This window comes from Geodermatophilus sp. CPCC 206100, assembly GCF_048569675.1.
Classification (GTDB): domain Bacteria; phylum Actinomycetota; class Actinomycetes; order Mycobacteriales; family Geodermatophilaceae; genus Geodermatophilus.
Window position 1 is genome coordinate 86533 of sequence record NZ_JAQISV010000014.1, and the last position, 21876, is coordinate 108408.

General features: G+C 75.7%; 26 protein-coding genes and 1 pseudogene. 7 read left to right on the plus strand and 20 right to left on the minus strand.

The genetic code is table 11. From position 1 onward, the window contains the following. Positions 1 to 18 precede the first annotated feature (18 nt). From tsaD to tsaB, 3 genes are read right to left on the minus strand one after another with little or no spacing between them, the layout of a single operon-like run. Positions 19 to 1053, minus strand: a complete 1035-nt coding sequence (gene tsaD, locus PGN05_RS08065) for a tRNA (adenosine(37)-N6)-threonylcarbamoyltransferase complex transferase subunit TsaD (RefSeq protein WP_419752026.1) — start codon at positions 1051 to 1053, stop codon at positions 19 to 21. Then, positions 1046 to 1501 carry a ribosomal protein S18-alanine N-acetyltransferase gene (gene rimI / locus PGN05_RS08070; RefSeq protein WP_419752027.1) on the minus strand — a complete coding sequence of 152 codons (456 nt, stop codon included), beginning with the start codon at positions 1499 to 1501 and terminating at the stop codon, positions 1046 to 1048. The genes tsaD and rimI overlap by 8 nt, the downstream gene beginning before the upstream one ends. Further along, a complete protein-coding gene (gene tsaB / locus PGN05_RS08075) occupies positions 1498 to 2136 on the minus strand; it encodes a tRNA (adenosine(37)-N6)-threonylcarbamoyltransferase complex dimerization subunit type 1 TsaB (RefSeq protein WP_419752028.1) in 639 nt (212 codons plus the stop codon). Before tsaB ends, rimI begins: the two co-directional genes overlap by 4 nt. A gap of 115 nt (positions 2137 to 2251) precedes the next feature. On the opposite strand from tsaB, the gene PGN05_RS08080 reads away from it, so the two are divergent. Then, positions 2252 to 2932 (plus strand): alpha/beta hydrolase, encoded by a 681-nt coding sequence (locus PGN05_RS08080; protein WP_419752029.1) that lies wholly within the window; start codon positions 2252 to 2254, stop codon positions 2930 to 2932. A 31-nt stretch (positions 2933 to 2963) separates the two neighbouring features. Here PGN05_RS08080 and tsaE read toward each other — a convergent pair whose 3' ends face one another. Then, positions 2964 to 3413 (minus strand): tRNA (adenosine(37)-N6)-threonylcarbamoyltransferase complex ATPase subunit type 1 TsaE, encoded by a 450-nt coding sequence (tsaE, locus tag PGN05_RS08085; protein WP_419752030.1) that lies wholly within the window; start codon positions 3411 to 3413, stop codon positions 2964 to 2966. Beyond that, the gene (locus PGN05_RS08090; protein WP_419752031.1) at positions 3410 to 4036 is read right to left on the minus strand and encodes a uracil-DNA glycosylase; all 627 of its coding nucleotides are present in this window, start codon (positions 4034 to 4036) and stop codon (positions 3410 to 3412) included. The genes tsaE and PGN05_RS08090 overlap by 4 nt, the downstream gene beginning before the upstream one ends. A 69-nt stretch (positions 4037 to 4105) precedes the next feature. Between PGN05_RS08090 and PGN05_RS08095 the strand changes: the two genes are divergently transcribed. Then, positions 4106 to 4480, plus strand: coding sequence for a VOC family protein (locus tag PGN05_RS08095; RefSeq protein ID WP_419752032.1), 375 nt, complete (start codon positions 4106 to 4108; stop codon positions 4478 to 4480). Positions 4481 to 4486: 6 nt separating this feature from the next. Here the strand turns inward: PGN05_RS08095 and PGN05_RS08100 are convergent, their stop codons facing one another. The 9 genes from PGN05_RS08100 to PGN05_RS08140 all read right to left on the minus strand — a co-directional run bounded on the left by PGN05_RS08100 (position 4487) and on the right by PGN05_RS08140 (position 13563). After that, positions 4487 to 5671: an alpha/beta fold hydrolase gene (locus PGN05_RS08100; RefSeq protein WP_419752033.1), complete on the minus strand. Its 1185-nt coding sequence runs from the start codon at positions 5669 to 5671 to the stop codon at positions 4487 to 4489. After that, entirely contained in the window at positions 5671 to 6807 is a 1137-nt protein-coding gene (alr, locus tag PGN05_RS08105; RefSeq protein WP_419752034.1) for an alanine racemase, read from the minus strand. Before alr ends, PGN05_RS08100 begins: the two co-directional genes overlap by 1 nt. Continuing rightward, positions 6804 to 8267 carry an NAD(P)H-hydrate dehydratase gene (locus PGN05_RS08110; RefSeq protein WP_419752035.1) on the minus strand — a complete coding sequence of 488 codons (1464 nt, stop codon included), beginning with the start codon at positions 8265 to 8267 and terminating at the stop codon, positions 6804 to 6806. The genes alr and PGN05_RS08110 overlap by 4 nt, the downstream gene beginning before the upstream one ends. Further along, positions 8264 to 8653: a holo-ACP synthase gene (locus tag PGN05_RS08115; RefSeq protein ID WP_419752036.1), complete on the minus strand. Its 390-nt coding sequence runs from the start codon at positions 8651 to 8653 to the stop codon at positions 8264 to 8266. The genes PGN05_RS08110 and PGN05_RS08115 overlap by 4 nt, the downstream gene beginning before the upstream one ends. A 66-nt stretch (positions 8654 to 8719) precedes the next feature. Then, positions 8720 to 10582 carry a glutamine--fructose-6-phosphate transaminase (isomerizing) gene (glmS, locus tag PGN05_RS08120; protein WP_419752037.1) on the minus strand — a complete coding sequence of 621 codons (1863 nt, stop codon included), beginning with the start codon at positions 10580 to 10582 and terminating at the stop codon, positions 8720 to 8722. A gap of 105 nt (positions 10583 to 10687) precedes the next feature. Next, the gene (glmM, locus tag PGN05_RS08125; RefSeq protein ID WP_419752038.1) at positions 10688 to 12028 is read right to left on the minus strand and encodes a phosphoglucosamine mutase; all 1341 of its coding nucleotides are present in this window, start codon (positions 12026 to 12028) and stop codon (positions 10688 to 10690) included. 11 nt (positions 12029 to 12039) lie between these two features. Further along, positions 12040 to 12417 (minus strand): 30S ribosomal protein S9, encoded by a 378-nt coding sequence (rpsI, locus tag PGN05_RS08130; protein ID WP_419752092.1) that lies wholly within the window; start codon positions 12415 to 12417, stop codon positions 12040 to 12042. Between the two features lie 38 nt (positions 12418 to 12455). Next, entirely contained in the window at positions 12456 to 12899 is a 444-nt protein-coding gene (rplM, locus tag PGN05_RS08135) for a 50S ribosomal protein L13 (protein ID WP_419752039.1), read from the minus strand. Positions 12900 to 13068: 169 nt separating this feature from the next. Next, positions 13069 to 13563 carry a beta-class carbonic anhydrase gene (locus PGN05_RS08140; protein ID WP_419752040.1) on the minus strand — a complete coding sequence of 165 codons (495 nt, stop codon included), beginning with the start codon at positions 13561 to 13563 and terminating at the stop codon, positions 13069 to 13071. Positions 13564 to 13638: 75 nt separating this feature from the next. On the opposite strand from PGN05_RS08140, the gene glp reads away from it, so the two are divergent. Genes glp through PGN05_RS08155 form a run of 3 tightly spaced genes read left to right on the plus strand, consistent with a single transcriptional unit; the run spans position 13639 to position 15799 of the window. Continuing rightward, positions 13639 to 14841, plus strand: coding sequence for a gephyrin-like molybdotransferase Glp (gene glp, locus PGN05_RS08145; protein ID WP_419752041.1), 1203 nt, complete (start codon positions 13639 to 13641; stop codon positions 14839 to 14841). Further along, positions 14838 to 15308, plus strand: coding sequence for a cyclic pyranopterin monophosphate synthase MoaC (moaC, locus tag PGN05_RS08150; RefSeq protein WP_419752042.1), 471 nt, complete (start codon positions 14838 to 14840; stop codon positions 15306 to 15308). The genes glp and moaC overlap by 4 nt, the downstream gene beginning before the upstream one ends. Then, positions 15305 to 15799 carry a MogA/MoaB family molybdenum cofactor biosynthesis protein gene (locus PGN05_RS08155; RefSeq protein ID WP_419752043.1) on the plus strand — a complete coding sequence of 165 codons (495 nt, stop codon included), beginning with the start codon at positions 15305 to 15307 and terminating at the stop codon, positions 15797 to 15799. The genes moaC and PGN05_RS08155 overlap by 4 nt, the downstream gene beginning before the upstream one ends. Before the next feature lie 47 nt (positions 15800 to 15846). Here PGN05_RS08155 and fdhD read toward each other — a convergent pair whose 3' ends face one another. After that, complete coding sequence (gene fdhD, locus PGN05_RS08160) at positions 15847 to 16677, minus strand: formate dehydrogenase accessory sulfurtransferase FdhD (RefSeq protein WP_419752044.1); 831 nt, start codon at positions 16675 to 16677, stop codon at positions 15847 to 15849. Positions 16678 to 16718: 41 nt separating this feature from the next. Here fdhD and mobA point away from each other — a divergent pair, with 41 nt between their 5' ends. Further along, positions 16719 to 17339, plus strand: coding sequence for a molybdenum cofactor guanylyltransferase (gene mobA / locus PGN05_RS08165; RefSeq protein ID WP_419752045.1), 621 nt, complete (start codon positions 16719 to 16721; stop codon positions 17337 to 17339). 9 nt (positions 17340 to 17348) lie between these two features. Beyond that, positions 17349 to 18011: an NAD(P)-binding oxidoreductase gene (locus PGN05_RS08170; protein WP_419752046.1), complete on the plus strand. Its 663-nt coding sequence runs from the start codon at positions 17349 to 17351 to the stop codon at positions 18009 to 18011. Positions 18012 to 18014: 3 nt separating this feature from the next. On the opposite strand, the gene truA is transcribed toward PGN05_RS08170, so the two are convergent. The 5 genes and pseudogenes from truA to rpsD all read right to left on the minus strand — a co-directional run bounded on the left by truA (position 18015) and on the right by rpsD (position 21859). Beyond that, complete coding sequence (gene truA / locus PGN05_RS08175) at positions 18015 to 18899, minus strand: tRNA pseudouridine(38-40) synthase TruA (protein ID WP_419752047.1); 885 nt, start codon at positions 18897 to 18899, stop codon at positions 18015 to 18017. Further along, entirely contained in the window at positions 18871 to 19254 is a 384-nt protein-coding gene (locus PGN05_RS08180; RefSeq protein WP_419752048.1) for a hypothetical protein, read from the minus strand. The genes truA and PGN05_RS08180 overlap by 29 nt, the downstream gene beginning before the upstream one ends. Before the next feature lie 269 nt (positions 19255 to 19523). Further along, a pseudogene (rplQ, locus tag PGN05_RS08185) lies at positions 19524 to 19871 on the minus strand (50S ribosomal protein L17); the annotation flags it as partial. A gap of 139 nt (positions 19872 to 20010) precedes the next feature. After that, positions 20011 to 21075 carry a DNA-directed RNA polymerase subunit alpha gene (locus PGN05_RS08190; protein ID WP_419752049.1) on the minus strand — a complete coding sequence of 355 codons (1065 nt, stop codon included), beginning with the start codon at positions 21073 to 21075 and terminating at the stop codon, positions 20011 to 20013. Between the two features lie 157 nt (positions 21076 to 21232). Continuing rightward, complete coding sequence (gene rpsD / locus PGN05_RS08195) at positions 21233 to 21859, minus strand: 30S ribosomal protein S4 (RefSeq protein ID WP_419752050.1); 627 nt, start codon at positions 21857 to 21859, stop codon at positions 21233 to 21235. Positions 21860 to 21876: the final 17 nt, after the last annotated feature.

The following is a 21876-nucleotide window of genomic DNA, read 5'->3' on the forward strand; positions in this document are numbered from 1 at the left end:
CGTCACCCAGCCACTCCGCTACCGGGTGACGTCCTCGATGGGCAGCGAGCTGTCGGCGCCGACGTCCGGGGCGGACGGCGCCACCCCGGCCCGGACCAGCCGCGAGCCGAGCGCCGCCACCATCGCCCCGTTGTCGGTGCACAGCCGCGGGCTCGGCACCCGCAGCACGATGCCCGCCGCTGCGCACCGTTCCTCGGCCAGCGCGCGCAGCCGGGAGTTGGCCGCGACCCCGCCGCCCAGCACGAGGTGGTCGACGCCGGAGTCCCGGCAGGCCCGCACGGCCTTCCGGGTGAGCACGTCGGCCACCGCCTCCTGGAACGACGCCGCGACGTCGGCCACCGGCACCGGCTCCCCCGCCCGCTGCCGCGCCTCCACCCAGCGCGCGACGGCCGTCTTCAGCCCGGAGAACGAGAAGTCGTAGGGGGCGTCGCGGGGGCCGGTGAGCCCGCGCGGGAAGTCGATGGCGGCCCGGTCTCCCTCCCGCGCGGCGCGGTCGATCGGCGGGCCGCCGGGGAACGGCAGGCCGAGCACGCGGGCCACCTTGTCGAAGGCCTCCCCCGCCGCGTCGTCGATGGTGCGGCCCAGCGACTGCACCTCTTGGGCCAGGTCGGGCACCAGCAGCAGCGAGCTGTGCCCGCCGGAGACCAGCAGCGCCATCGACGGCTCGGCCAGCTCGCCGTGCTGCAGCTCGTCGACGGCGACGTGCGCGGCCAGGTGGTTGACCCCGTACAGCGGCTTGTCCAGGGCCAGCGCGTACGCCTTGGCCGCCGCCAGCCCGACCAGCAGCGCACCGGTCAGGCCGGGGCCGGCGGTCACCGCGACCGCGTCCACGTCGCTCGCCTGCACGCCGGCCTCGGCCAGCGCCCGGTGCACGGTCGGCACCATCGCCTCGAGGTGCGCCCGCGAGGCGATCTCCGGGACGACGCCGCCGAAGCGCTCGTGCTCGGCCATCGACGTGGCCAGGGCGTCGGACAGCAGCGTCCGCCCCCGCACCAGCCCGACGCCGGTCTCGTCGCAGGAGGTCTCGAACCCCAGGACCAGCGGCTCAGCCATGCACCTTCTCCCTCCTCATGACGACGGCGTCCGCGCCGCTGGGCTGGTAGTAGCCGCGGCGCCGGCCGATCTCGGTGAACCCGCGCCGCCGGTAGAGCCCCTGCGCGACCTCGTTGTCCGCGCGGACCTCCAGCAGCACCACGGGGCTGCGCCGCCGGTCGGCCTCGGCCAGCAGCGCGTCGAGCAGCGCGGCGCCGATGCCCTCGCCCTGGCGGTCGGTCGCGACGCCGATCGTGGCCACGTGCGCCTCGTCGTCGTAGGCGATGAGGCCGGCGTACCCGACCAGGCGGTCGTCGTCCTCGGCCACCAGGTAGTGCCGGGTGTCGGTGCGGGCGAGCTCGTCGCGGTACATGGCCGCCGTCCAGGTGTCCGGGGCGAAGAGCTCCTCCTCGAGCACGAGCACCGCGCGCAGGTCGGCCAGCCGCATCGGCCGCAGCCGGGCCGTCATGCGGTGGTCGCCGGCTTGAACGACGTGGGCGGGACGGCGTCCGGGCGGCGCAGGTACAGCGGCACGAGGGCGGCCCCGGCCGACGGGTGGGCCAGCTGGGGTCCCGCGGCGCGCAGCAGCCCCGCCGTCGTCACCTCGGCCGGGGTGACCGCGGCGCCCAGCCGCTCGGCGAAGCGCGCGTCCCCCACGAGGGGACCGGGAGCGGACAGCTCCTCCGGCCGCACCACCCCGGGGCCCTCGGTCCGCGCGCCGTCGGCCGCGTAGGTCGCCCAGTAGACCTCCTTGCGCCGGGCGTCGGTGACCACGGTCCGGGCGCCGGAGCCGATGGCGTCGAGCGAGCAGACACCGAGCGCCGGCAGGCCGCGGGCGTCGGCGAGGGCGGCCGCGGTGACCACGCCGACCCGCAGCCCGGTGAACGGGCCCGGGCCCAGCCCGGTGACCACGGCGTCGACGTCGGCCAGGGACACCGCGGCGGCGGCCAGCACGTCCCTGACCGCGACGGTCAGCAGCTCGGCGTGCCGGTTGCCTGAGGGCACCGCCCGCTCGGCGAGCAGCTCGGCCGGACCGCCCGGGGACCAGCGGGCCACCCCGGCGACCAGTGTCGGGGTGGCGGTGTCGAGGGCGAGGACGAGCACGACCGACCAGCGTAGTCAGCGGTGCCGACGGCGCCGCCGCGCGCACGGGGCACTGGCGCCCGACCGGCTCCCCGTGGTCGGCTGCGGACCCCTGACCTCGACGGACGGAGACTCCGTGACCGCGACCCTGCTGCTCGTCCACGGCGCCTGGCACGGCTCCTGGTGCTGGGGACCCCTGCGGGAGGCGCTCGGCGACGTCCCGGTGGTCACCGTCGACCTGCCCAGCGTGGGCACCGACCCGGGGGCGCTGGGCGGCCTGTACGAGGACGCGGAGGCCGTGCAGGCAGCGGTGGCCGGCGTCGACGGCCCGGTCGTCGTCCTCGGCCACTCCTACGGGGGCGCGGTCGTCACCCAGGCGGTCACGGCCGACAGCGGCGTCGCCCACCTGGTCTACCTGTGCGCCTTCCAGCTCGACGAGGGCGAGTCGCTGCTCGGCACCGTCGGCGGGGCGGCACCGCCCTGGTGGGACGTGCAGGAGGCACACATCGGGGTCCGCACCCCGGAGGACGTCTTCTACAACGGGGTGCCGGCCGACCTCACCACGCAGTCGGTCGAGCGCATCGGCCTCCAGTCGCTGACGTCGGTGCAGCAGCCGCTGACCAACGCCGCCTGGAGAGCCGTGCCCAGCACCTACGTGGTCTGCGAGCAGGACCAGGCCATCCCGCCGTTCGCGCAGGAGGCCATGGCGCAGCGGGCCGGGAAGGTGCTGCGGCTGCCGGCCGGCCACTCCCCGTTCCTCTCGCACCCGGCGGAGCTGGCCGGACTGCTGCGGCCGATCCTCGACCGGGCGGGCTGACCGGCGCGGAGTTCGGGGCCGGGGCGGCCGGTCAGGCGTCCAGCCGCTGCTCCCAGCCCGGGCCGTGCGGCACGAGCAGCGCCGTCCGGACGTCGTCGTCGCGGCGGTCCAGCCGGACCTCCAGGTGCCCGTCGGTCAGCTGCTCGACCAGCCCCTGCCCCCACTCGACGACGGTCACCGACTCCTCGGTGGAGGCGTCGAGGTCCAGGTCGTCGACGTCGGCGACCGAGCCGAGCCGGTAGGCGTCGACGTGCACCAGGGGAAGCCGGCCGCCGCGGTGCACGCGGGCGATGACGAACGTCGGCGAGGTCACCGGCTCCCGGACGCCGAGCGCGGCGCCGATCCCCTGGGTGAGCGCGGTCTTGCCGGCGCCCAGCGGGCCGACCAGCACGACGAGGTCGCCGGCGCGCAGCAGCCCCGCCAGCGCGACGCCCAGCGCCCGGGTGTCCTCGGGGGCGGGCAGGACGTGCTCGCGCCTCACGACAGGGTCCCGGCGACCGCGGTGAGGTCGGCCAGCAGGCCGGCGCGCGGCGCGCCCTCCGGGCCGAAGCGGATCGCCGCCGACGGGTGGTAGGTGGCCCACACGGCGCGGCCCCCGACGTCGTGGGCCCGCCCGCGGACCTGGGCCAGCACGGTGCGGGGGCCGAGGAACCACTTGGCCGACGAGAGCCCCAGGGCCACCACGACCGGCGGGTCGAGCAGCTCCAGCTGCCGGCGCAGCCAGCCGCTGCAGCGGGCGACCTCGGGGGCCTTCGGCGTCCGGTTGGCCGGCGGCCGGCACTTCACCACGTTGAGGACGGCGGCCTGGCCCCGGTCCAGCCCCGCCTGCGCCAGCAGCTCGTCGAGGAGCGCGCCGGACCTCCCGACGAACGGCCGGCCGGTCGCGTCCTCCTGGGCGCCCGGCGCCTCGCCCACCAGCACGAACCGCGGCCGCCCGCCGGCCGGGACGTCGCCGACGACGACGTGCTGGCGGGTCGCGGCCAGCTCGGGGCAGGCGACGCACGGGCGGGCGGCCGCGGCCAGGGCCGGCCAGTCGGGCGCGGCGGCGGCGACGCGCGCGACCTCCTCGGCAGCGGCGTCGTACCGGGGCGGTCGGGGGGCCACGCCGAGCACCCTACGAGCCCGCGCCGGGAGCCCCTCCCCGGGCGGCCGGGAGCGGGCAGGATGCGGTCCGTGTCCGATCCGTCCCCGCACCGGCACCACGGCATCGACTACCTCGAGCTCACCGTCACCGACCTCGACCGCGCCAAGCGGTTCTACGGCGAGGCGTTCGGCTGGCAGTTCACCGACCACGGGCCGGGGTACGCCGGCATCCGGGACGCCCCGGAGGAGTCCGCACCGGAGGTCGGGGGCCTGCGGCTGCACCGCGAGGTGCGGCCCGGTGGTCCCCTGGTGCTGCTCTTCTCCAGCGACCTGGACGGGTCCGTGGCGGCGGTGACGCGCGCCGGTGGCGCCGTCGTGAACGGGCCGTACGCGTTCCCCGGCGGCCGCCGGTTCCACTTCACCGACCCGAGTGGCAACGAGCTGGGGGTCTGGTCCGAGCAGTGAGGCGACCTACGAGCCGGAGACCGCCGGGGTGGCGGCGAGCACGCGACGCAGCAGCCGGCTGAGGGCCTCGGTCACCACGTCGGGCTCCTCCAGCAGCACCATGTGCCCGGCGTCGGGGACGACGACGTACTCGCTGTCGGGCAGCAGCTCCACGAGGGCGTCGCTGTGCGCGCTGGGGATCAGCGTGTCGCTGGCGCCGGTGAGCACCAGGGTCGGGACCGCGCGCAGCGGCTCCAGGGACCCGGTCTCGTCCAGGCCGGCGAGCGCGGGGTAGAACTCCGCGATCACCTCGACCGGCGTCCCGGCGATCATCGCGTCCACGTAGCGGCCCAGCGCCGGGTCGACGTCGGCCGAGGCGAACGACAGCGACCAGGTGACGTGCGAGATCAGGTCGGCGGCCAGCCGGCGGGTGCGCTCGGCGAACGCCGGACGGCGGCGCATCGTGAACGCCGCGACCGGGAGCAGCGCCGCGCGCACCCGGGTGAGCAGCTCGGGCATGCCGAAGTCGAGGTCGGCGAGGTTGCCGCTGGACGTGCTCAGGAGCGCGACGCCGACCACCTTGGTGCCGAACAGCTCCGGCCGCAGCGCCGCCAGCGCCATGATCGTCATGCCGCCCATCGAGTGGCCGACCAGCACGACCGGCCCGCGCGGGACCCGGCTCTCGATCACCCGGTCCAGGTCGCGGCCCAGCTGCTCCATGGTCGAGTGCTCGCCCGGCCCGCGGCCGGAGGCGCCGTGGCCCCGCTGGTCGTAGAAGACCAGCCGGGCCTCCGGGCGCGAGCCGTTGGCGGTCGCCAGCTCGGCGCCCAGCGCCCGGCGCTGGAAGGTCCACGACGCCATCGACAGCGTGTAGCCGTGCACGAAGACGACGGTCAGCGGGGCGTCGGCCGGGCCGACCTCCTCCACGTCGAGCAGCACCCCGTCGTCGGCGAGCACCAGCGCCGTCCGGTCGGCGGCGCGGGACTCGGCACCCAGCGGGTCGTCGGAGCGCAGCTCGGCGTCCGAGGCCCCGGCCGGCAGCCCGGCCGCCGACCCCACCCGCTCGGCACCCACCCGGCGCGCCGCAGCCCGGCTGACCGCGACGCCGACCGCGGTGCCGGCGGCGGCCAGGCCGAGGACCGCGCCGATGATCCCGGCCCGGTGGTGCGGGTGCGGGTGCGCGCCCCGCCTGGCCGGCGTGCGGGAGCCCATCAGACCGCGCCTGCCGACCCGACGTGCCGGCGGACGAACCGGCCCCCGACGCGGGCCACCAGCTCGTAGTGGATGGTGTCGAGCGCGTCGGCCCACTGCTGCGCGGTCGGTTCGCCGTCCGTGCCCGGGCCCCAGAGGACCACCCGGTCCCCGGCCGCGACCGGCGCGTCCCCGACGTCGAGCACGAACTGGTCCATGCAGACCCGTCCGGCGATGCTGCGCTGGGCGCCGGCGGCCAGCACCGGCGCGCGGTTGCCGGCCGCCCGCGGAACGCCGTCGGCGTACCCGACGGGGACGACGGCCAGCGTCGTCTCCTGCCGCGGCGAGTAGGTGTGCCCGTAGGAGACCCCGACGCCGGCCGGCACCCGCTTGGTGAGCACCACCCGCGCCTGCACGGTCATCGCCGGCCGCAGCCCGTGGGCGGCGGGGTCGCCGCCGAGCGGGTCGAGCCCGTAGATCGCCACCCCGGGCCGGACCATGTCGAACCAGGTGTGCGGCAGCGCCACCGTGGCCGCGGAGTTGGCCAGGTGCCGGCGGGCGTCGGTCAGCCCGGCGTCGCGGGCCACCGCCACCGCCTGCTCGAAGACGCCGACCTGCAGGCCGATCGTGGGGTGGGTGGGGGCGTCGGCGTAGGCCAGGTGGCTCCACAGCCCGACGACCTCGACCTCTTCCTCGGCCTGCGCGCGCGCCGCGGCGGCGACGAGGTCCGGCCACTGCTCCGGCGTCGCGCCACCGCGGGACAGCCCGGAGTCCACCTTGAGGTGCAGGCGCGCGGTGCGGCCGGTGGCCCGGGCGGCGTCCACCACCTCGGCCAGGCCCCACGTGGCGTTGACCGACACCTCGACGTCGGCGGTCAGCGCCGCGGCCATGTCCTCGCCCGGGCCGTTGAGCCAGGCCAGCAGCGGCGCGGTGACCCCGGCGGCGCGCAGCGCCAGCGCTTCCTCCAGGACCGCCACCCCGAGCGCGTCGGCGCCGCCGGCCAGCGCCGCGCGCGCGGCGGGCACCAGCCCGTGCCCGTAGCCGTCGGCCTTGACCACGGCCATCAGCGGGCGGCCGACCCGGTCGCGCAGGGCGGCGGTGTTGGCGGCGATGGCGTCGAGGTCGACGACCACCTCCGCGCGGGCTGTCTCGGTCACGGCTCCGAGTCTCCCAGGCCCGCCGCCGGCGCCCGCCGCAGCCGGGCGAGCGTCGCCGGCAGCCGGCGCACCAGGTCGCCGGCGATCAGCGGACCGCCCTCGGCGGCCAGCTGCCCGGTCCGCCCGTGCACGTGGGCGGCCACCGCGGCCGCCTCCCCCGCGGGCAGCCCGGCGGCCAGCAGGGCGCCGCCGATGCCGGCGAGCACGTCGCCGGTGCCCGCGGTCGCCAGCCACGGGGTGCCGGTGCCGTTGACGTACGCGGTGCCGTCGGGGCCGGCGACCACGGTCGCGTCCCCCTTGAGCAGGACGACGGCGCCGAGGTCGGCGGCCAGCCGGCGGGCCGCGCCGATCCGGTCGTCCCCGACCTCGCTCCCGAAGCGGGCGAACTCCCGGTCGTGCGGGGTGAGCACGGTGGGGGCCCGGCGGTCGCGCACGAGCTCCGGCTGCGCGGCGGCCAGGGTCAGCGCGTCGGCGTCCACGAGCACGGGCAGGTCGGTGGCCAGGACCTCGGCCAGCACGCCGCGGGCGTCGTCGTCGGTGCCCATGCCCGGGCCCACCACCCAGGCCTGCACCCGCCCGGCGTCGCGTGGCCGGCCCGTGGTGACGATCGCCTCCGGCCAGGCGGCCCGCACGCCGTCGGCGGCCGTCCCGGCGTAGCGCACCAGCCCCGGCCGGGTGCGCAGCGCGGCCCCCGTGCACAGGACGGCGGCCCCCGGGTAGGTCGAGGACCCGGCGACGACGCCGACGACGCCCTGCGTGTACTTGTCGTCGCCGGCGTGCGGCGCGCGGATGCGGCCGGCGGCGTCGGCGTCGGTCAGCCGCCGCACCGTCGCGGCCGGCAGGTGGTCGCCGAGCCCGATGTCGACCAGGTGGACGGTGCCGGCGTACCCGCGGCCCTCCCCCACCACCAGCCCGGCCTTGACCGCGCCGAAGGTGACCGTGTGCTGGGCGGGGAACGCCGCACCGGGGACGGCGCCGGTGCTCGCGTCGACCCCGCTGGGCACGTCGACGGCGACCATCAGACCGGGGCCGGTCGCCGCCCGCTCGACCAGCGCCGCGGCCGCCGGACGCAGTCCCCCGGCGCCGCCGATGCCCACGATCCCGTCCAGGACGAGGTCGGCCCGCGCCAGGCCGGTCCTGCCGTCGGGGGCTGCGACCCGGCCGCCGGCGCTGCGCAGGGCGGCCAGCCCGGCGGGGTGCGCGCGGTCGGCGTCGAGGAGGACGGCGGTCACCCGGGCTCCGCGGCGGGCCAGGTGCGCGCCCGCGAACAGGGCGTCGCCCCCGTTGTTGCCCGCACCCACCAGCGCGGTGACCCGCACCCCGTGCGCCCGGCCGAGCAGCCGCAGGCACACGGTCGCCAGGCCGGTCGCGGCCCGCTGCATGAGCGCGCCCTCGCGGGTCGCGGCCAGGAGCGGCGCCTCGGCGTCCCGCACCTCGGCCGCGGTGAACAGCGGGATCACGCGTCCTTCCCGCCCGGGAGGCCCTCGGCGACGACGACGGCGGAGGCGATCCCGCCGTCGTGGCTCAGCGAGAGGTGCCAGCTGGTGACGCCCAGCTGCGCCGCGCGCCCGGCGACGGTGCCGCGGACCTCGAGGTGCGGGCGGCCGCGGTCGCCCACCATCACCTCGGCGTCGTGCCACTGCAGGTCCCCCGGCGCCCCGAGGGCCTTGGCGAGGGCCTCCTTGGCGGCGAAGCGGGCCGCCAGGGACTCACCGCTGCGGGGCGCACCCGCGGGCGTGCGCTGCTCGGCGGCGGTGAACAGCCGGTCGCGCAGACCCGGGGTGCGGGTCAGCGACTCGGCGAAGCGGTCCACCGGGACCACGTCGATGCCCACGCCGATGATCACCGGGCCAGTGTGCCGTGCGTCGAGCGGAGTCGCTCAGGCGCGGTTTCCGCTCCCGAGCGACTCCGCTCACTCCACGGTGACGCTCTTGGCCAGGTTGCGGGGCTGGTCGACGTCGTAGCCCCGGGTGTCGGCGATCTCGCACGCCAGCACCTGCAGCGGCACGGTGGTCACGACCGGCGCCATGAGCGTCGGCGTCCGGGGCACCCGGATCACGTGGTCGGCGTAGGGGACGACGTCCTCGTCGCCCTCCTCGGCGATCACGATGGTGCGCGCCCCGCGGGCCCGGACCTCCTGGATGTTGGAGACCACCTTGCCGTGCACCGACTCCCGTGCCCGCGGCGACGGGACGACGACGACCACCGGCGTGCCCTCGTCGATGAGCGCGATCGGCCCGTGCTTGAGCTCGCCCGCGGCGAAGCCCTCGGCGTGGATGTAGGCCAGCTCCTTGAGCTTGAGCGCACCCTCGAGGGCCACCGGGTAGGCGACGTGGCGGCCCAGGAACAGGATGGTGCCGGCGCCGGCCAGCGACCGGCCGAGCTCGCGCACCGGCTCCATCTGCAGCAGCACCTGGGCGACCGCGTCGGGCAGCCGGCGCAGCTCCTCGACGATGGTGGCGACCTCGTCGTCGTACTTGATGCCGCGCACCTGGGCCAGGAACAGCCCGACCAGGTAACAGGCGACGATCTGCGCCAGGAAGCTCTTGGTCGACGCGACCGCGATCTCCGGGCCCGCGTGGGTGTACAGGACGGCGTCGGACTCCCGCGGGATCGTGGAGCCGTTGACGTTGCAGATCGCCAGGACGCGCGCCTTCTGGTCCTTGGCGTGCCGCAGCGCCATCAGGGTGTCCATCGTCTCGCCGGACTGGCTGATGACGACGACCAGCGTCGAGCGGTCCAGCACCGGGTCGCGGTAGCGGAACTCGCTGGCCACCTCGACCTCGACCGGGATGCGGGTCCAGTGCTCGATGGCGTACTTGGCGATGAGCCCGGCGTGGAAGGAGGTGCCGCACGAGACGACGAAGATCTTGTCGATGTCGCGCAGGTCCTGGTCGGACAGGCGGACCTCGTCGAGCACCAGGCCGCCGTCGTCGCCGATCCGGCCCAGCAGGGTGTCGGCGACCGCCTGGGGCTGCTCGGCGATCTCCTTGAGCATGAACCAGTCGTGGCCGCCCTTCTCGGCGGCCGCGGCGTCCCAGTCGACGGTGTAGGCCAGCGGCTCGACGACGGTGCCGGAGAAGTCGGTGACCGTCAGGCCGCGGGTGCGGTCGATCTCGACGACCTGGTCCTGGCCCAGCTCGCGGGCCTCGCGGGTGTGCGCGATGAAGGCGCTGACGTCGGAGCCGAGGAAGTACTCGCCGTCGCCGACGCCGACCACCAGCGGGCTGTTCCGCCGGGAGGCGACGAGGGTGTCGGGCTCGTCGGCGTGCGAGGCGACGAGGGTGAAGGCCCCCTCCAGGCGGCGGCTGACCACGCGCATCGCCTCGGCCAGCCGGCCCGCACCCTCGGGCGTCTCGTCGTAGGTCCGCGCCAGCAGGTGCGCGGCGACCTCGGTGTCGGTCTCGGAGGAGAACTCGATGCCGGTGGCCTCGCACTCGGCGCGCAGCGCGGCGAAGTTCTCGATGATCCCGTTGTGGACCACCGCCACCCGGCCGTCGGCCGACAGGTGCGGGTGCGCGTTGCGGTCGGTGGGACCGCCGTGCGTGGCCCACCGGGTGTGCCCCAGCCCGATCGTCGACTCGGGCAGCGCGTGCTCGGTGAGCAGCTTCTCCAGGTTGGCCAGCTTCCCGGCCTTCTTGGCCGTGGCCATGGCCCCGTCAACGAGGACGGCCACCCCCGCCGAGTCGTACCCCCGGTACTCCAGCCGGCGCAGACCGTCCAGGACGACGTCCAGGGCGTTCTGCGGGCCGACGTATCCCACGATGCCGCACATTGGCCCGAGGGTACCGGCGGCGGAGGGTTGCTCCGTCCCCTGATCGAGCGAGAGCCTCGTCTCTGTGCGCCGAGAGGCACCCGGCGACGCCGGGCGCCGCGGGGCTCAGTTGCCGGCGGCGACGACGGCGGCCAGGCGCGCCGCGATGCTGTCGGCCTGCTCCTGCGTGGGCGCCTCGACCATCACCCGGACCAGCTGCTCGGTGCCCGAGGGGCGCAGCAGCACGCGGCCGTCGTCGCCGAGCTCGGCCTCGACGGCGTTCACGGCCTCGGCCACCGCGTCGCTCTCGGCCACGGCGAGCCGGTCGCGGACGGGCACGTTGACCAGGGTCTGCGGCAGCCGCTGCACGACCGAGGCGAGGTCGGCCAGCGAGGAGCCGGTCGCCGCCATGCGCGAGAGCAAGGCCAGCCCGGTGAGCAGCCCGTCCCCGGTGGTGGCGTGGTCCAGGAAGACCAGGTGTCCGCTCTGCTCCCCGCCGAGGCTGAGCTCCCGGTCGCGCAGCGCCTCGAGCACGTAGCGGTCGCCGACCGCGGTGGTGTGCACCGCGATCCCGGCGTCGCGCATGGCGTGGTGGAAGCCGAGGTTGCTCATCACGGTGGCGACGACGGTCTCGCCGGCCAGCGCACCGCGCTCGTGCAGCGCGAGCGCGCACACGGCGAGGATCGCGTCGCCGTCCACGGTCTCGCCGTCGGCGGTCACCGCCAGGCACCGGTCGGCGTCGCCGTCGTGGGCGATGCCCAGGTCGGCGTCGAACCGGCGGACGGCGTCGGTCAGCGGCCCGAGGTGGGTGGAGCCGATGCCGTCGTTGATGTTCCAGCCGTCCGGCTCGCCGCCGATGACGTGCACGGTCGCGCCGGCGCGGCGGTAGACCTCGGGCGCGACGGTCGCCGCGGCGCCGTGGGCGCAGTCGACGACGAGCGTCAGGCCGGCCAGGGGCTGGGCCACCGTGGACAGCAGGTGCTCGGTGTAGGTCTGCCCGGCGTCGGGCAGGTCGCGGACCCGGCCGATCGCGGCGCCCGTGGGGCGGTGCCCCGCCGTCCCGTCGGCCACGTCCTGCTCGATGGCGGCCTCGACGGCGTCGGGCAGCTTGTGCCCGCCGCGGCTGAACAGCTTGATGCCGTTGTCGGGCATCGGGTTGTGACTGGCGGAGATCATCACGCCGAGGTCGGCGCCGGTGGACGCGGTCAGGTGCGCGATCGCCGGGGTGGGCAGCACCCCGGCGCGCAGCACCTCCGCCCCGGCACTGGCGAGGCCCGCCACGACGGCTGCCTCGAGCATCTCCCCACTGGCGCGGGGGTCACGGCCAACGACCGCGACGGGACGCGAGGTCCCGTCGCGGTCGGCGAGCACGCCGGCGGCAGCACGTGCCACCGAGAGGGCCAACTCCGGCGTGAGGTCGGCGTTGGCCCGACCCCGGACGCCGTCGGTCCCGAAGAGGCGACCCACGGGCGTACCGGTCAGCGCTTCGAGTACTGAGGCGCCTTGCGGGCCTTCTTCAGCCCGTACTTCTTGCGCTCGGTGACGCGCGGGTCACGGGTGAGGAAGCCGGCCTTCTTCAGCGCCGGACGGTCGTCGGGCTCCACCTCGATGAGCGCGCGGGCGATCGCCAGGCGCAGGGCGCCCGCCTGACCGCTGACGCCGCCACCGTGCAGGATGCCGACGACGTCGTACTGCTCGCCCTTCTCGAGGATGACGAACGGCTCACGGATGAGCTGCTGGTGCACCTTGTTCGGGAAGTAGTCCTCGATGGTGCGGCCGTTGAGCCGGAACTGGCCGGTGCCCGGCAGCAGCCGCACCCGGACGATGGCCTCCTTGCGTCGGCCGACGGTCTGGATCGGACGCCCCTCGGCGTCGGTCACGCTGAGAGCGGTCGTCACTGGGCCACCTGCTTGATCTCGTAGGTCTGGGGCTGCTGCGCGGCGTGCGGGTGCTCGGGCCCGGCGTAGACCTTGAGCTTCTTGAGCATCTGCCGGCCGAGGGTGTTGTGCGGCAGCATCCCCTTGATCGCGCGCTCGACGACGCGGTCGGGGTGGGTGCGCAGCTGGTCGCCCACGTTGATGGTCTTGAGGCCACCCGGGTAACCGGAGTGCCGGTAGGCCACCTTGTCGTCGCGCTTGGAGCCGGTCAGGGCCACCTTGCCGGCGTTCACGATGACGACGAAGTCGCCGACGTCGACGTGCGGGGCGTACTGGGGCTTGTGCTTGCCGCGGAGCAGGATCGCGGTCTGGCTGGCGAGTCGACCGAGCACCACGTCAGTGGCGTCGATGACGTGCCAGGCCCGGCTGACCTCGCCGGGCTTGGGGGTGTACGTGCGCACGGCGCTCGTGTCCTCCGTCGTCGTCGGATCGGCTGGTGGGATCGCCTCACCGAACACGGGAGACGGTGCAGCGCGCGCGGGCACCAGCCGGCTCCGCGCGCCAGCCGACCACGATACCAGCCGCCGTCCCGACCCCTCCGGCCGCGAGGTGACCTGCGGGAACGGCCCCTCAGCCCTCCAGCGCGACCGGGCGCAGCCGCCCGGTCGCCACGTCGTAGACGCTGCCGCTGATCTCGCGGGAGACGAGGTAGGGGCAGTCGCGCAGCAGCCGCATCGACTCGCGGACGTCGTCCTCGACGTCGGTGAACGCCCGCGCCGCCCACGGCGGACGCCGCCCCGTCGCCTGCTCGACGAGGTCGGCGAACGAGGTGTCGTCGGTCGCCTGCAGGCCGCAGTTCGTGTGGTGCACCAGCACGATCTCGCGGGTGCCGAGCAGGTGCTGCGAGATGGTCAGGGAGCGGACGGTGTCCTCGGTGACCACCCCGCCGGCGTTGCGGATCACGTGTGCGTCGCCGACGGCCAGCCCGAGCAGCGGGAACAGCGGCATCCGCGAGTCCATGCACGCCACGACCGCGACCTGCCGCGCCGGGCGCACCGGCAGCTCACCGGGGAACTGCCGCGCCCACGCCTCGTTGGCCACCAGCATCTGCTCGAACTCAGCCACGCCCGTCCCCTCACCCGACGACTGCGGCGACCCTAGCGGGCTCCCCGGGGGTGGCGGTCGCGGCGATCGGTCAGGATGTGCCCCGTGCGCACGGTCGAGGAACACCAGGCGGTCGTGGCCGCCCTCCTGTCCGCCCTCGGCGAGGAGGAGGTGCCGCTGGCCACCGCGCACAACCGGGTCCTCGCCCGGGACGTGTCCGCGCAGGTCGCCCTCCCCGGCTTCGACAACTCCGCGATGGACGGCTACGCCGCGCGCTGGGCCGAGGTGGCCACGACCCCGGTGCGGCTGCCGGTGGCCGACGACATCCCCGCGGGGCGCACGGACGTCGTCCCGCTGCGGCCCGGCACCGTGCAGCGGATCATGACCGGCGCGCCGCTGCCCGAGGGCGCCGACGTCGTCGTGCCGGTCGAGCTCACCGACGGCCGCACCGACGTCGTCGAGATCCGGGACGCCCCGGCCGCCGGCACCCACCTGCGGCACGCCGGCGAGGACATCGCCGCCGGGACCGTCGCGCTGACCGCCGGCACGCCGCTGGGCGCCGCGCAGCTGGGCCTGGCCGCCGCCGTCGGCCTGCGCACGCTGCCGGTGCGGCGCCGGCCCCGGGTGCTGGTGCTGTCCACCGGCAGCGAGCTGGTCGATCCCGGTGCCCCGTTGCTGCCCGGCCAGATCTACGAGTCGAACTCCGTGCTGCTGGTCGCCGCCGTGGAGGACGCCGGCGGCACGGCCCGGCGGCTGCACTTCGTGCCCGACGACGTCGACCAGTTCCTCACCACCGTGCGGGCGGAGCTCTCCGGAGCCGACCTGCTCATCACCAGCGGCGGGGTCAGCGCGGGGGCGTACGAGGTGGTCAAGGACGCCTTCCGCGGCCTCGGCACGGTCGAGTTCACCAAGGTCGCGATGCAGCCCGGCGGCCCGCAGGGGGCCGGCACCGTGGACGGCGTCCCCGTGGTCACGCTGCCCGGCAACCCGGTGAGCGCGTTCGTCTCCTTCGAGGTGTTCGTGCGCCCGGCCCTGCGGCGCGCGCTCGGCCACGCCGCTCCCGGCCGGCTGCGCGCCCCCGCGACGCTGGCCGCCCCGCTGCGCTCCCCCGCGGGCCGGCGCCAGTTCCTGCGCGGCCGCTACGACGGCGGGCAGGTGTCCCAGGTCGGGGGCCCCGGGTCGCACCTGGTGGCGCACCTGGCCCGCGCCAACTGTCTCGTCGTGGTCCCCGAGGACGTGACCGAACTGCCCGCCGGCGCCGCGGTGGACGTCGTGCTGATCGAAGGAGCGCTGCAGTGAGTGACCGCCTGACCCACGTCGACGAGACCGGTGCCGCGCGCATGGTCGACGTCTCCGCCAAGCCGGTGACGGCCCGGGAGGCGACCGCCGCCGGGCGGGTGCTGGTCAGCCCCGAGGTGGTGGCGCTGCTGCGCGGGCAGGGCGTGCCCAAGGGCGACGCCGTCGCCGTCGCTCGGATCGCCGGCATCGCGGGGGCCAAGCGGACGCCGGACCTGGTGCCCCTGTGCCACCCCATCGCCCTGCACGGGGTCACCGTGGACGTCACCGTCGCCGACGACGCCGTGGAGATCACCGCCACCGCCCGGACCGCCGACCGCACCGGGGTGGAGATGGAGGCGCTCACCTCGGTCGCCGTCGCCGGGCTCACCGTGATCGACATGGTCAAGGCGGTGGACCCGCGGGCGACGATCACCGACGTCCGGCTGCTGGCCAAGTCCGGCGGCAAGAGCGGGGAGTGGCGCCGGTGAGCTCGCCGCTGCCGGCCGGCGCGCGCGCCGTCGTCGTCACCGCGTCCAACCGGGCGTCGGCCGGCGTCTACCCCGACCGCAGCGGGGAGGCGCTGGCCGAGGGCCTGCGCGCGCTCGGCTTCACCGTCGAGGGGCCGCACGTGCGCCCGGACGACGAGGCCGAGCTGGCGGCCGTGCTCCGCGCGGCGGTCGCCTCGGGCGCCGACGTCGTCCTCACCACGGGCGGCACCGGCCTCTCCCCCACCGACGTCACGCCCGAGGCCACCCGCGCCGTGCTCGAGCGGGAGGCGCCCGGGCTCGCGGAGGCGGTCCGGCGGTACGGCGAGCCGGCGGTGCCGACGTCGGTCCTCTCCCGCGGCATCGCCGGGACCGCCGGGCGGACGCTCATCGTCAACCTGCCCGGCTCGACCGGCGGCGTCCGCGACGGGCTGGCCGTGCTCGGCCCGCTCCTCCCGCACGTGGTCAGCCAGCTCCGCGGCGGCGACCACTGAGGAAGCGGAGTCGCTCGGGAACGGTTTCCGTCACCGAGCGACTCCGCTCACTCGGGCAGGACCAGGCGCTCGGGGCAGGTGTAGACGTTGCAGCCGTCGCCGCGGAGGAAGCCGACCAGGGTGACGCCGACGTCGGCGGCGAGCTCCACCGCCAGCGAGGACGGCGCCGACACCGCGGCCAGCACCGGGACGCCGGCCATCGCCGCCTTCTGCGTGAGCTCGAAGCTGGCCCGCCCGCTGACCATGAGCACGTGCCCGGCCAGCGGCAGCCGGCCGGCGCGGACGGCGTCGCCCACCGCCTTGTCCACCGCGTTGTGCCGGCCGACGTCCTCCCGCAGCGCGACCAGCTCGCCCTCCGCGGTGAACAGCCCCGCCGCGTGCAGGCCGCCGGTCTTGTCGAAGACCTGCTGGGCCGCGCGCAGCCGGTCCGGCAGCGCCAGCAGCGTCTCCAGCGGCAGCCGGAGGCCGTCTCCGGCGACGTCGTACCGGGTGCGGGTGCGGATCGCGTCGATGCTCGCCTTGCCGCAGACCCCGCACGAGCTCGACGTGTAGAAGTTGCGGTCCAGGGCCGTGTCCGGCGGCTCCACGCCGGGGGCGAGGTCGACGTCCACGACGTTGTAGGTGTTGCGGCCGTCGGGGTCGACGGAGTCGCAGTACCGCAGCCCCAGCACGTCGTCCGCGCCGGCGATCACGCCCTCGGTGAGCAGGAAGCCGTGCACCAGGTCGAAGTCGTGCCCGGGGGTGCGCATCGTCACCGCCAGCGGCGTCCCGGCCAGCCGGATCTCCAGCGGCTCCTCGGCCGCCACGGTGTCCGGGCGGGTGCTGCGCACCGAACCGCGGATCCGCAGCACCGGCGTCCGGCTCGTGACTCGTCCCACGAACGGCGACGGTACCCACGCCGGGCCCCTACGGTCGCGGTGTGCCCGAGCTGCCGCCCTTCTCCGCCGTGATCCTGGCCGGCGGGCGCGCGGCCCGCATGGGCGGTCAGGCCAAGCCGCAGCTGGAGGTGGGAGGCCGCACGATCCTCGCCGCGGTCCTGGCCGCGGTCGCCGACGCCGACCCGCGCATCGTCGTCGGCCCGCCCCAGCCGGTGCCGCCGGGCGTCGTGGTCGTCCGCGAGGAGCCCCCGCGCGGCGGCCCGGTGGCGGCGGTGCGGGCCGGCCTGGAGCACGTGCCCACGGAGGTGGTCGCGGTGCTCGCCGGCGACCTGCCGTTCGTGACCCCCCGGCTCGTGGGGCAGCTGCGCGAGCGGCTCACCGGGGACGGCGTGCTCGTCGTGGACGACACCGGCCAGGACCAGCTGCTGCTCGGCGTCTGGCGGACGACGGCCCTGCGCGCCGCGGTCGCCGGCGCCCGCGGGCCCACGTCGGTGCGCAAGGTGCTCGCGCCGCTGGCCGTGCGCCGGCTGCACCCGGACGTCGCCCCGGGACAGCCGCCGCCCTGGACCGACTGCGACACCCCGGCCGACCTGGCGCGGGCGCGGGCCGCCGCTGCGACCCGATCCGTGCCCCGGCGGGTGCCGCGCCGCCCGCCGGGGTAGCGCCGGACCATGCGCGTCGTCGTCGCCGGAGCCCACGGCCAGGTCGCTCGCCGCCTCGGCCGGCTGCTGTCGGCCCGCGGCGACTCCGCCGTCGGCATCGTCCGCGACCCTGGCCACCAGGCGGACCTCCGGGCGGACGGCGTGCAGCCGGTCGTCCTGGACCTCGAGCGGGCCGGCGTGGACGACGTCGCCGCGGTGGTCGAGGGCGCCGACGCGGTGGTGTTCGCCGCGGGCGCCGGGCCGGGCAGCGGAGCCGCGCGCAAGCACACGGTGGACCGCGGTGCGGCCGTGCTGCTCGCCGACGCCGCCCAGCGGGCGGGGGTGCGGCGCTACCTGCTGGTGTCCTCGATGGGCGTCGAGCAGGCCCGTCAGGGGACGCCGCGGGACATGGACCCGGTGTTCGCCGCCTACCTGGAGGCCAAGCTGGCCGCCGAGGACGACATCCTGTCCCGGCCCGCCCTGGATCCGGTGGTCCTGCGACCGGGTCGGCTGACCGACGACCCGGGCACCGGGCGGGTGACGCTCGGGCGCGGCATCGAGTTCGGGGACGTGCCACGCGACGACGTGGCCGCCGTCCTCCTGGCGTTCCTGGACAGCCCGCTGAACGGCACCGTGGTGGAGCTGGTCGGTGGGTCCACGCCGATCGCCGAGACGGTCGCCGCGGTCCCCTGAGGCCTACTCCCGGCGGGCGCGGGTGACCCGGGCGCGGGCGGCCAGCTCGGCGTCGGGCGGGTAGTCGACGCCGACGAGGGCCAGGCCCCCCGCCGGGGCGACCGGCACCTCGTCGGCCCGGCGGGTGCGAGGCAGCAGGCCGGCCGGCCACTCCGGCGGCCGCCGTCCCTCCCCCACGGCCAGCAGCGCGCCGACCAGGCTGCGCACCATCGAGTGGCAGAACGCGTCCGCCGACGCCCGCACCTCGACGAGGTCCCCCTCGCGGGCGACGGCCAGCGCCAGCAGCGTCCGGACGGTCGTCGCGCCCTCGCGGCGGCGGCAGAAGGCGGCGAAGTCGTGCTCGCCCAGCAGCAGACCCGCGGCCAGGTGCATGGCGTCGACGTCCAGGCGGCGCGGCCAGCCCACGGTGTCCAGCCGGCGCAGCGGCGGCGGGCCGGCCTCGGCGTCGGTCAGGCGGTAGACGTAGTGGCGGCGCAGCGCCCCGAAACGGGCGTCGAAGTCCGCCGGCGCCTCGTCGACGGCGGTCACCGCGATGTCCGGTGGCAGCACCCCGCGCAGCCGGCGGACGAGTGTGCCGCGCTGGCGCTCCCACGCCTCCCGCGGGACGTCGAGGTGGGCCACCTGACCGATGGCGTGCACGCCGGCGTCCGTGCGGCCGGCGACGGTCAGCCCGGCCGGGGCGCGCAGCACCGTGGCCAGCGCCGCCTCCAGGTCCCCCTGGACCGTCCGGTGCGCGGGCTGGCGGGCCCACCCGTGCAGCGCGGTGCCGTCGTAGGCGATCCGGAGGCGGAGACGGACGAGCCCGCTCCCGGGATCGGGAGCGGGCTCGTCAGGGTCGTGCAGGGCGTTCAGCGACCGCTCACTGGGGGTCGGGCGCCGAGTCCCCACCCTGGTACAGGGTGCTGGACGTCGCGGCGTCGGAGAGCTCGGCGGCCTCGACCTCGGCGGCGGCCGCACGGGCCACCTCCGGGGACAGCGCCGGGTCCACCACGATCGCCGCGTTCTCGCGGAACGGCTCCGGGGTGACGTCGGAGTCGTCCTGGCGCTCGCCGTCCGGGGTGAAGACGTCGGTCACCACCTGCTGGGCCTCGGGGTCGACGTCGCCGGCCACGACGGCCGGGGAGGTGTCCCCACCCGGTCCGGTCGTCTCGCCCTCGACGGTCGCGCCCTGGTCGCCGCCGCTGGCCGGGACCCCGACGGCGCCGGCGTTGCCGCCCTCGCCCGAGTTCTCCCGGTCGGTCACCGCGCGCCGCCGGTGTCCTCGGCGTCGCCCGGGGTCTCCGCGTCGGCGGCCACGGTGTCGGTGGCGTCCGCCTCGGCAGCGACCTCGGCGTCGGCCGGGGTCTCGTCAGCGGCCGCCGTGTCGTCGGCGGTCTCGTCGGCGTCGCTGACCTCGAGCGCGTCGGCCGTGACCTCGCCGGAGGCGGCGGCCGCGCCGGCGCCCGCGGCGAACCGGGTGCCCCGGGCCTGCTCGGCCTCGCCGACGGCCTGCTGCGCCACGGTCAGCGCCTCGACCAGCTCGATGACGGCCATGGGGGCGTTGTCGCCCTTGCGGGGCCCGACCTTGGTGATGCGGGTGTAGCCACCGGGCCGGTTCTCGTAGCGGGGGCCGATGTCGGCGAACAGCTGGTGGACGACGTCCTTGTCCCGGATGACGGTCATGACCTGACGGCGCGCGTGCAGGTCACCGCGCTTCGCGAACGTCACCAGCTTCTCGGCGAAGGGACGCAGCCGCTTCGCCTTGGCCTCGGTGGTGGTGATCCGCCCGTGCTCGAACAGCGAGGTGGCCAGGTTGGCCAGCATCAGCCGCTCGTGCGAGGGGGATCCGCCGAGACGGGGGCCCTTGGTGGGGGTGGGCATGTCGGTCCTTCCTCAGGCGGCCGGGCGGTCGGTGCCGGGCTGCGTCATCCGTGGTGCTGTCGTCGCTTCAGTGTGGCCGTCCGGTGGGCGGTGCCGGACGGCGGGTCGCCCCGCCGTCCGGCCCGGACGACCGTGCAGCTCAGAGCTGCTCGGTCTCCTGGTAGGACCCGTTGCTGTACTCGATGTCCCCGTACTCGGCCGTGCCCTGGTACGCGTCGGTCTCGTAGCCCTCGTCGTAGCTCTCGACGGAGGTGGGGATGAACCCGGGCGGGCTGTCCTTGAGCGCCAGGCCCATGGCCGCCAGCTTCATCTTGACCTCGTCGATCGACTTGGCCCCGAAGTTGCGGATGTCGAGCAGGTCGGCCTCCGAGCGGGTGACGAGCTCCCCGACGGTGTGCACGCCCTCGCGCTTGAGGCAGTTGTAGGACCGGACGGTGAGGTCCATGTCCTCGATCGGCATCGAGAAGTTCGCGATGTCGGCGGCCTCGGCCGGGCTGGGCCCGACCTCGATGCCCTCGGCGTCGATGTTCAGCTCACGGAGCAGGCCGAACAGCTCGACCAGCGTGGAGCCGGCGCTGGCGATCGCGTCGCGCGGGGCGATCGACGGCTTGGTCTCGACGTCGACGACCAGCCGGTCGAAGTCGGTGCGCTGCTCGACGCGGGTCGCCTCGACGCCGTAGGTGACCTTGAGGACCGGCGAGTAGATGGAGTCGACGGGGATCCGGCCGATCTCCTGGCCCGGCTGCTTGTTCTGCGGGGCCGGGACGTAGCCGCGGCCGCGCTCGACGACCAGCTCGATCTCCAGCCGGCCCTTGCCGTTGAGCGTGGCGATGTGCAGCTCGGGGTTGTGCACCTCGACACCGGCCGGGGGCGCGATGTCGGCGGCGGTGACCTCACCCGGGCCCTGCTTGCGCAGGTACATGGTCACCGGCTCGTCGGAGTCGGAGCTGACGACCAGGCCCTTGAGGTTGAGGATGATCTCGGTGACGTCCTCCTTGACCCCGGGCACGGTGGTGAACTCGTGCAGGGTGCCCTCGATCCGGATGCTGGTGACAGCCGCACCGGGGATCGAGGACAGGAGCGTGCGCCGGAGGGAGTTGCCGAGGGTGTAGCCGAAGCCGGGCTCGAGCGGCTCGATCACGAACCGCGAGCGCTGCTCGGAGATGGTCTCCTCGGTCAGCGTGGGGCGCTGTGCGATGAGCATGGTGGTTCTCCTTCGTGTCCTCCGGCGACCGCCATATGACGCCGTGAGGGGGGTGGTGCAGGCCCCGGTGGACATCGGTCCGCCCACCGGGGCCGTTGGCCCCGTCCGGAGGCTCGTCCCGAGCGTGCGAGGGACGAGGAGGACGGGGTCCTTCGACTTACTTGGAGTAGAGCTCCACGATCAGCTGCTCCTGGACCGGGGTGTCGATCACCTGGCGGGCCGGGATGTTGTGGACCAGCACGCGCAGCTGGCTGCTGATGACCTCCAGCCACGGCGGCACGGGGCGCTCGCCGGCGCGGGCCTGGGCGATCTCGAAGGGCAGCATCTGCCGCGACTTCTCGGCGACCTCGACGATGTCGTTGGCGGTCACCCGGTACGACGGGATGTCGACCTTGCGGCCGTTGACCCGGATGTGGCCGTGGCGCACCAGCTGGCGGGCCATGTCCCGGGACTCGGCGAAGCCGGCCCGGTAGACGACGTTGTCCAGGCGCGACTCGAGGATCTGCAGCAGGACCTCACCGGTCTTGCCCGACTTCTTGTTCGCCTCTTCGTAGTAGCCGCGGAACTGCTTCTCCAGCACGCCGTAGATGCGGCGGGCCTTCTGCTTCTCGCGCAGCTGCAGCAGGTACTCGCTGTCCTTGCTGCGGCCCCGGCCGTGCTCGCCCGGCGGGTAGGGCCGGATCTCGATCGGGCACTTCGGGGACTCGCACTTGCTGCCCTTGAGGAACAGCTTCATCTTCTCGCGCCGGCACATGCGGCAGTCGGCTCCGGTGTAACGGGCCACGTCTGTTTACCTTCGCT

Excerpts from the sequence above, each read along its gene's own strand:
- tsaD (WP_419752026.1), bottom strand. The coding sequence starts at position 1,053 with ATGGCTGAGCCGCTGGTCCTGGGGTTCGAGACCTCCTGCGACGAGACC.
- rimI (WP_419752027.1), bottom strand. The coding sequence starts at position 1,501 with ATGACGGCCCGGCTGCGGCCGATGCGGCTGGCCGACCTGCGCGCGGTG.
- PGN05_RS08100 (WP_419752033.1), bottom strand. The coding sequence starts at position 5,671 with ATGGGCTCCCGCACGCCGGCCAGGCGGGGCGCGCACCCGCACCCGCAC.
- glmS (WP_419752037.1), bottom strand. The coding sequence starts at position 10,582 with ATGTGCGGCATCGTGGGATACGTCGGCCCGCAGAACGCCCTGGACGTC.
- glp (WP_419752041.1), top strand. The coding sequence starts at position 13,639 with ATGTGCCCCGTGCGCACGGTCGAGGAACACCAGGCGGTCGTGGCCGCC.
- PGN05_RS08170 (WP_419752046.1), top strand. The coding sequence starts at position 17,349 with ATGCGCGTCGTCGTCGCCGGAGCCCACGGCCAGGTCGCTCGCCGCCTC.
- PGN05_RS08190 (WP_419752049.1), bottom strand. The coding sequence starts at position 21,075 with ATGCTCATCGCACAGCGCCCCACGCTGACCGAGGAGACCATCTCCGAG.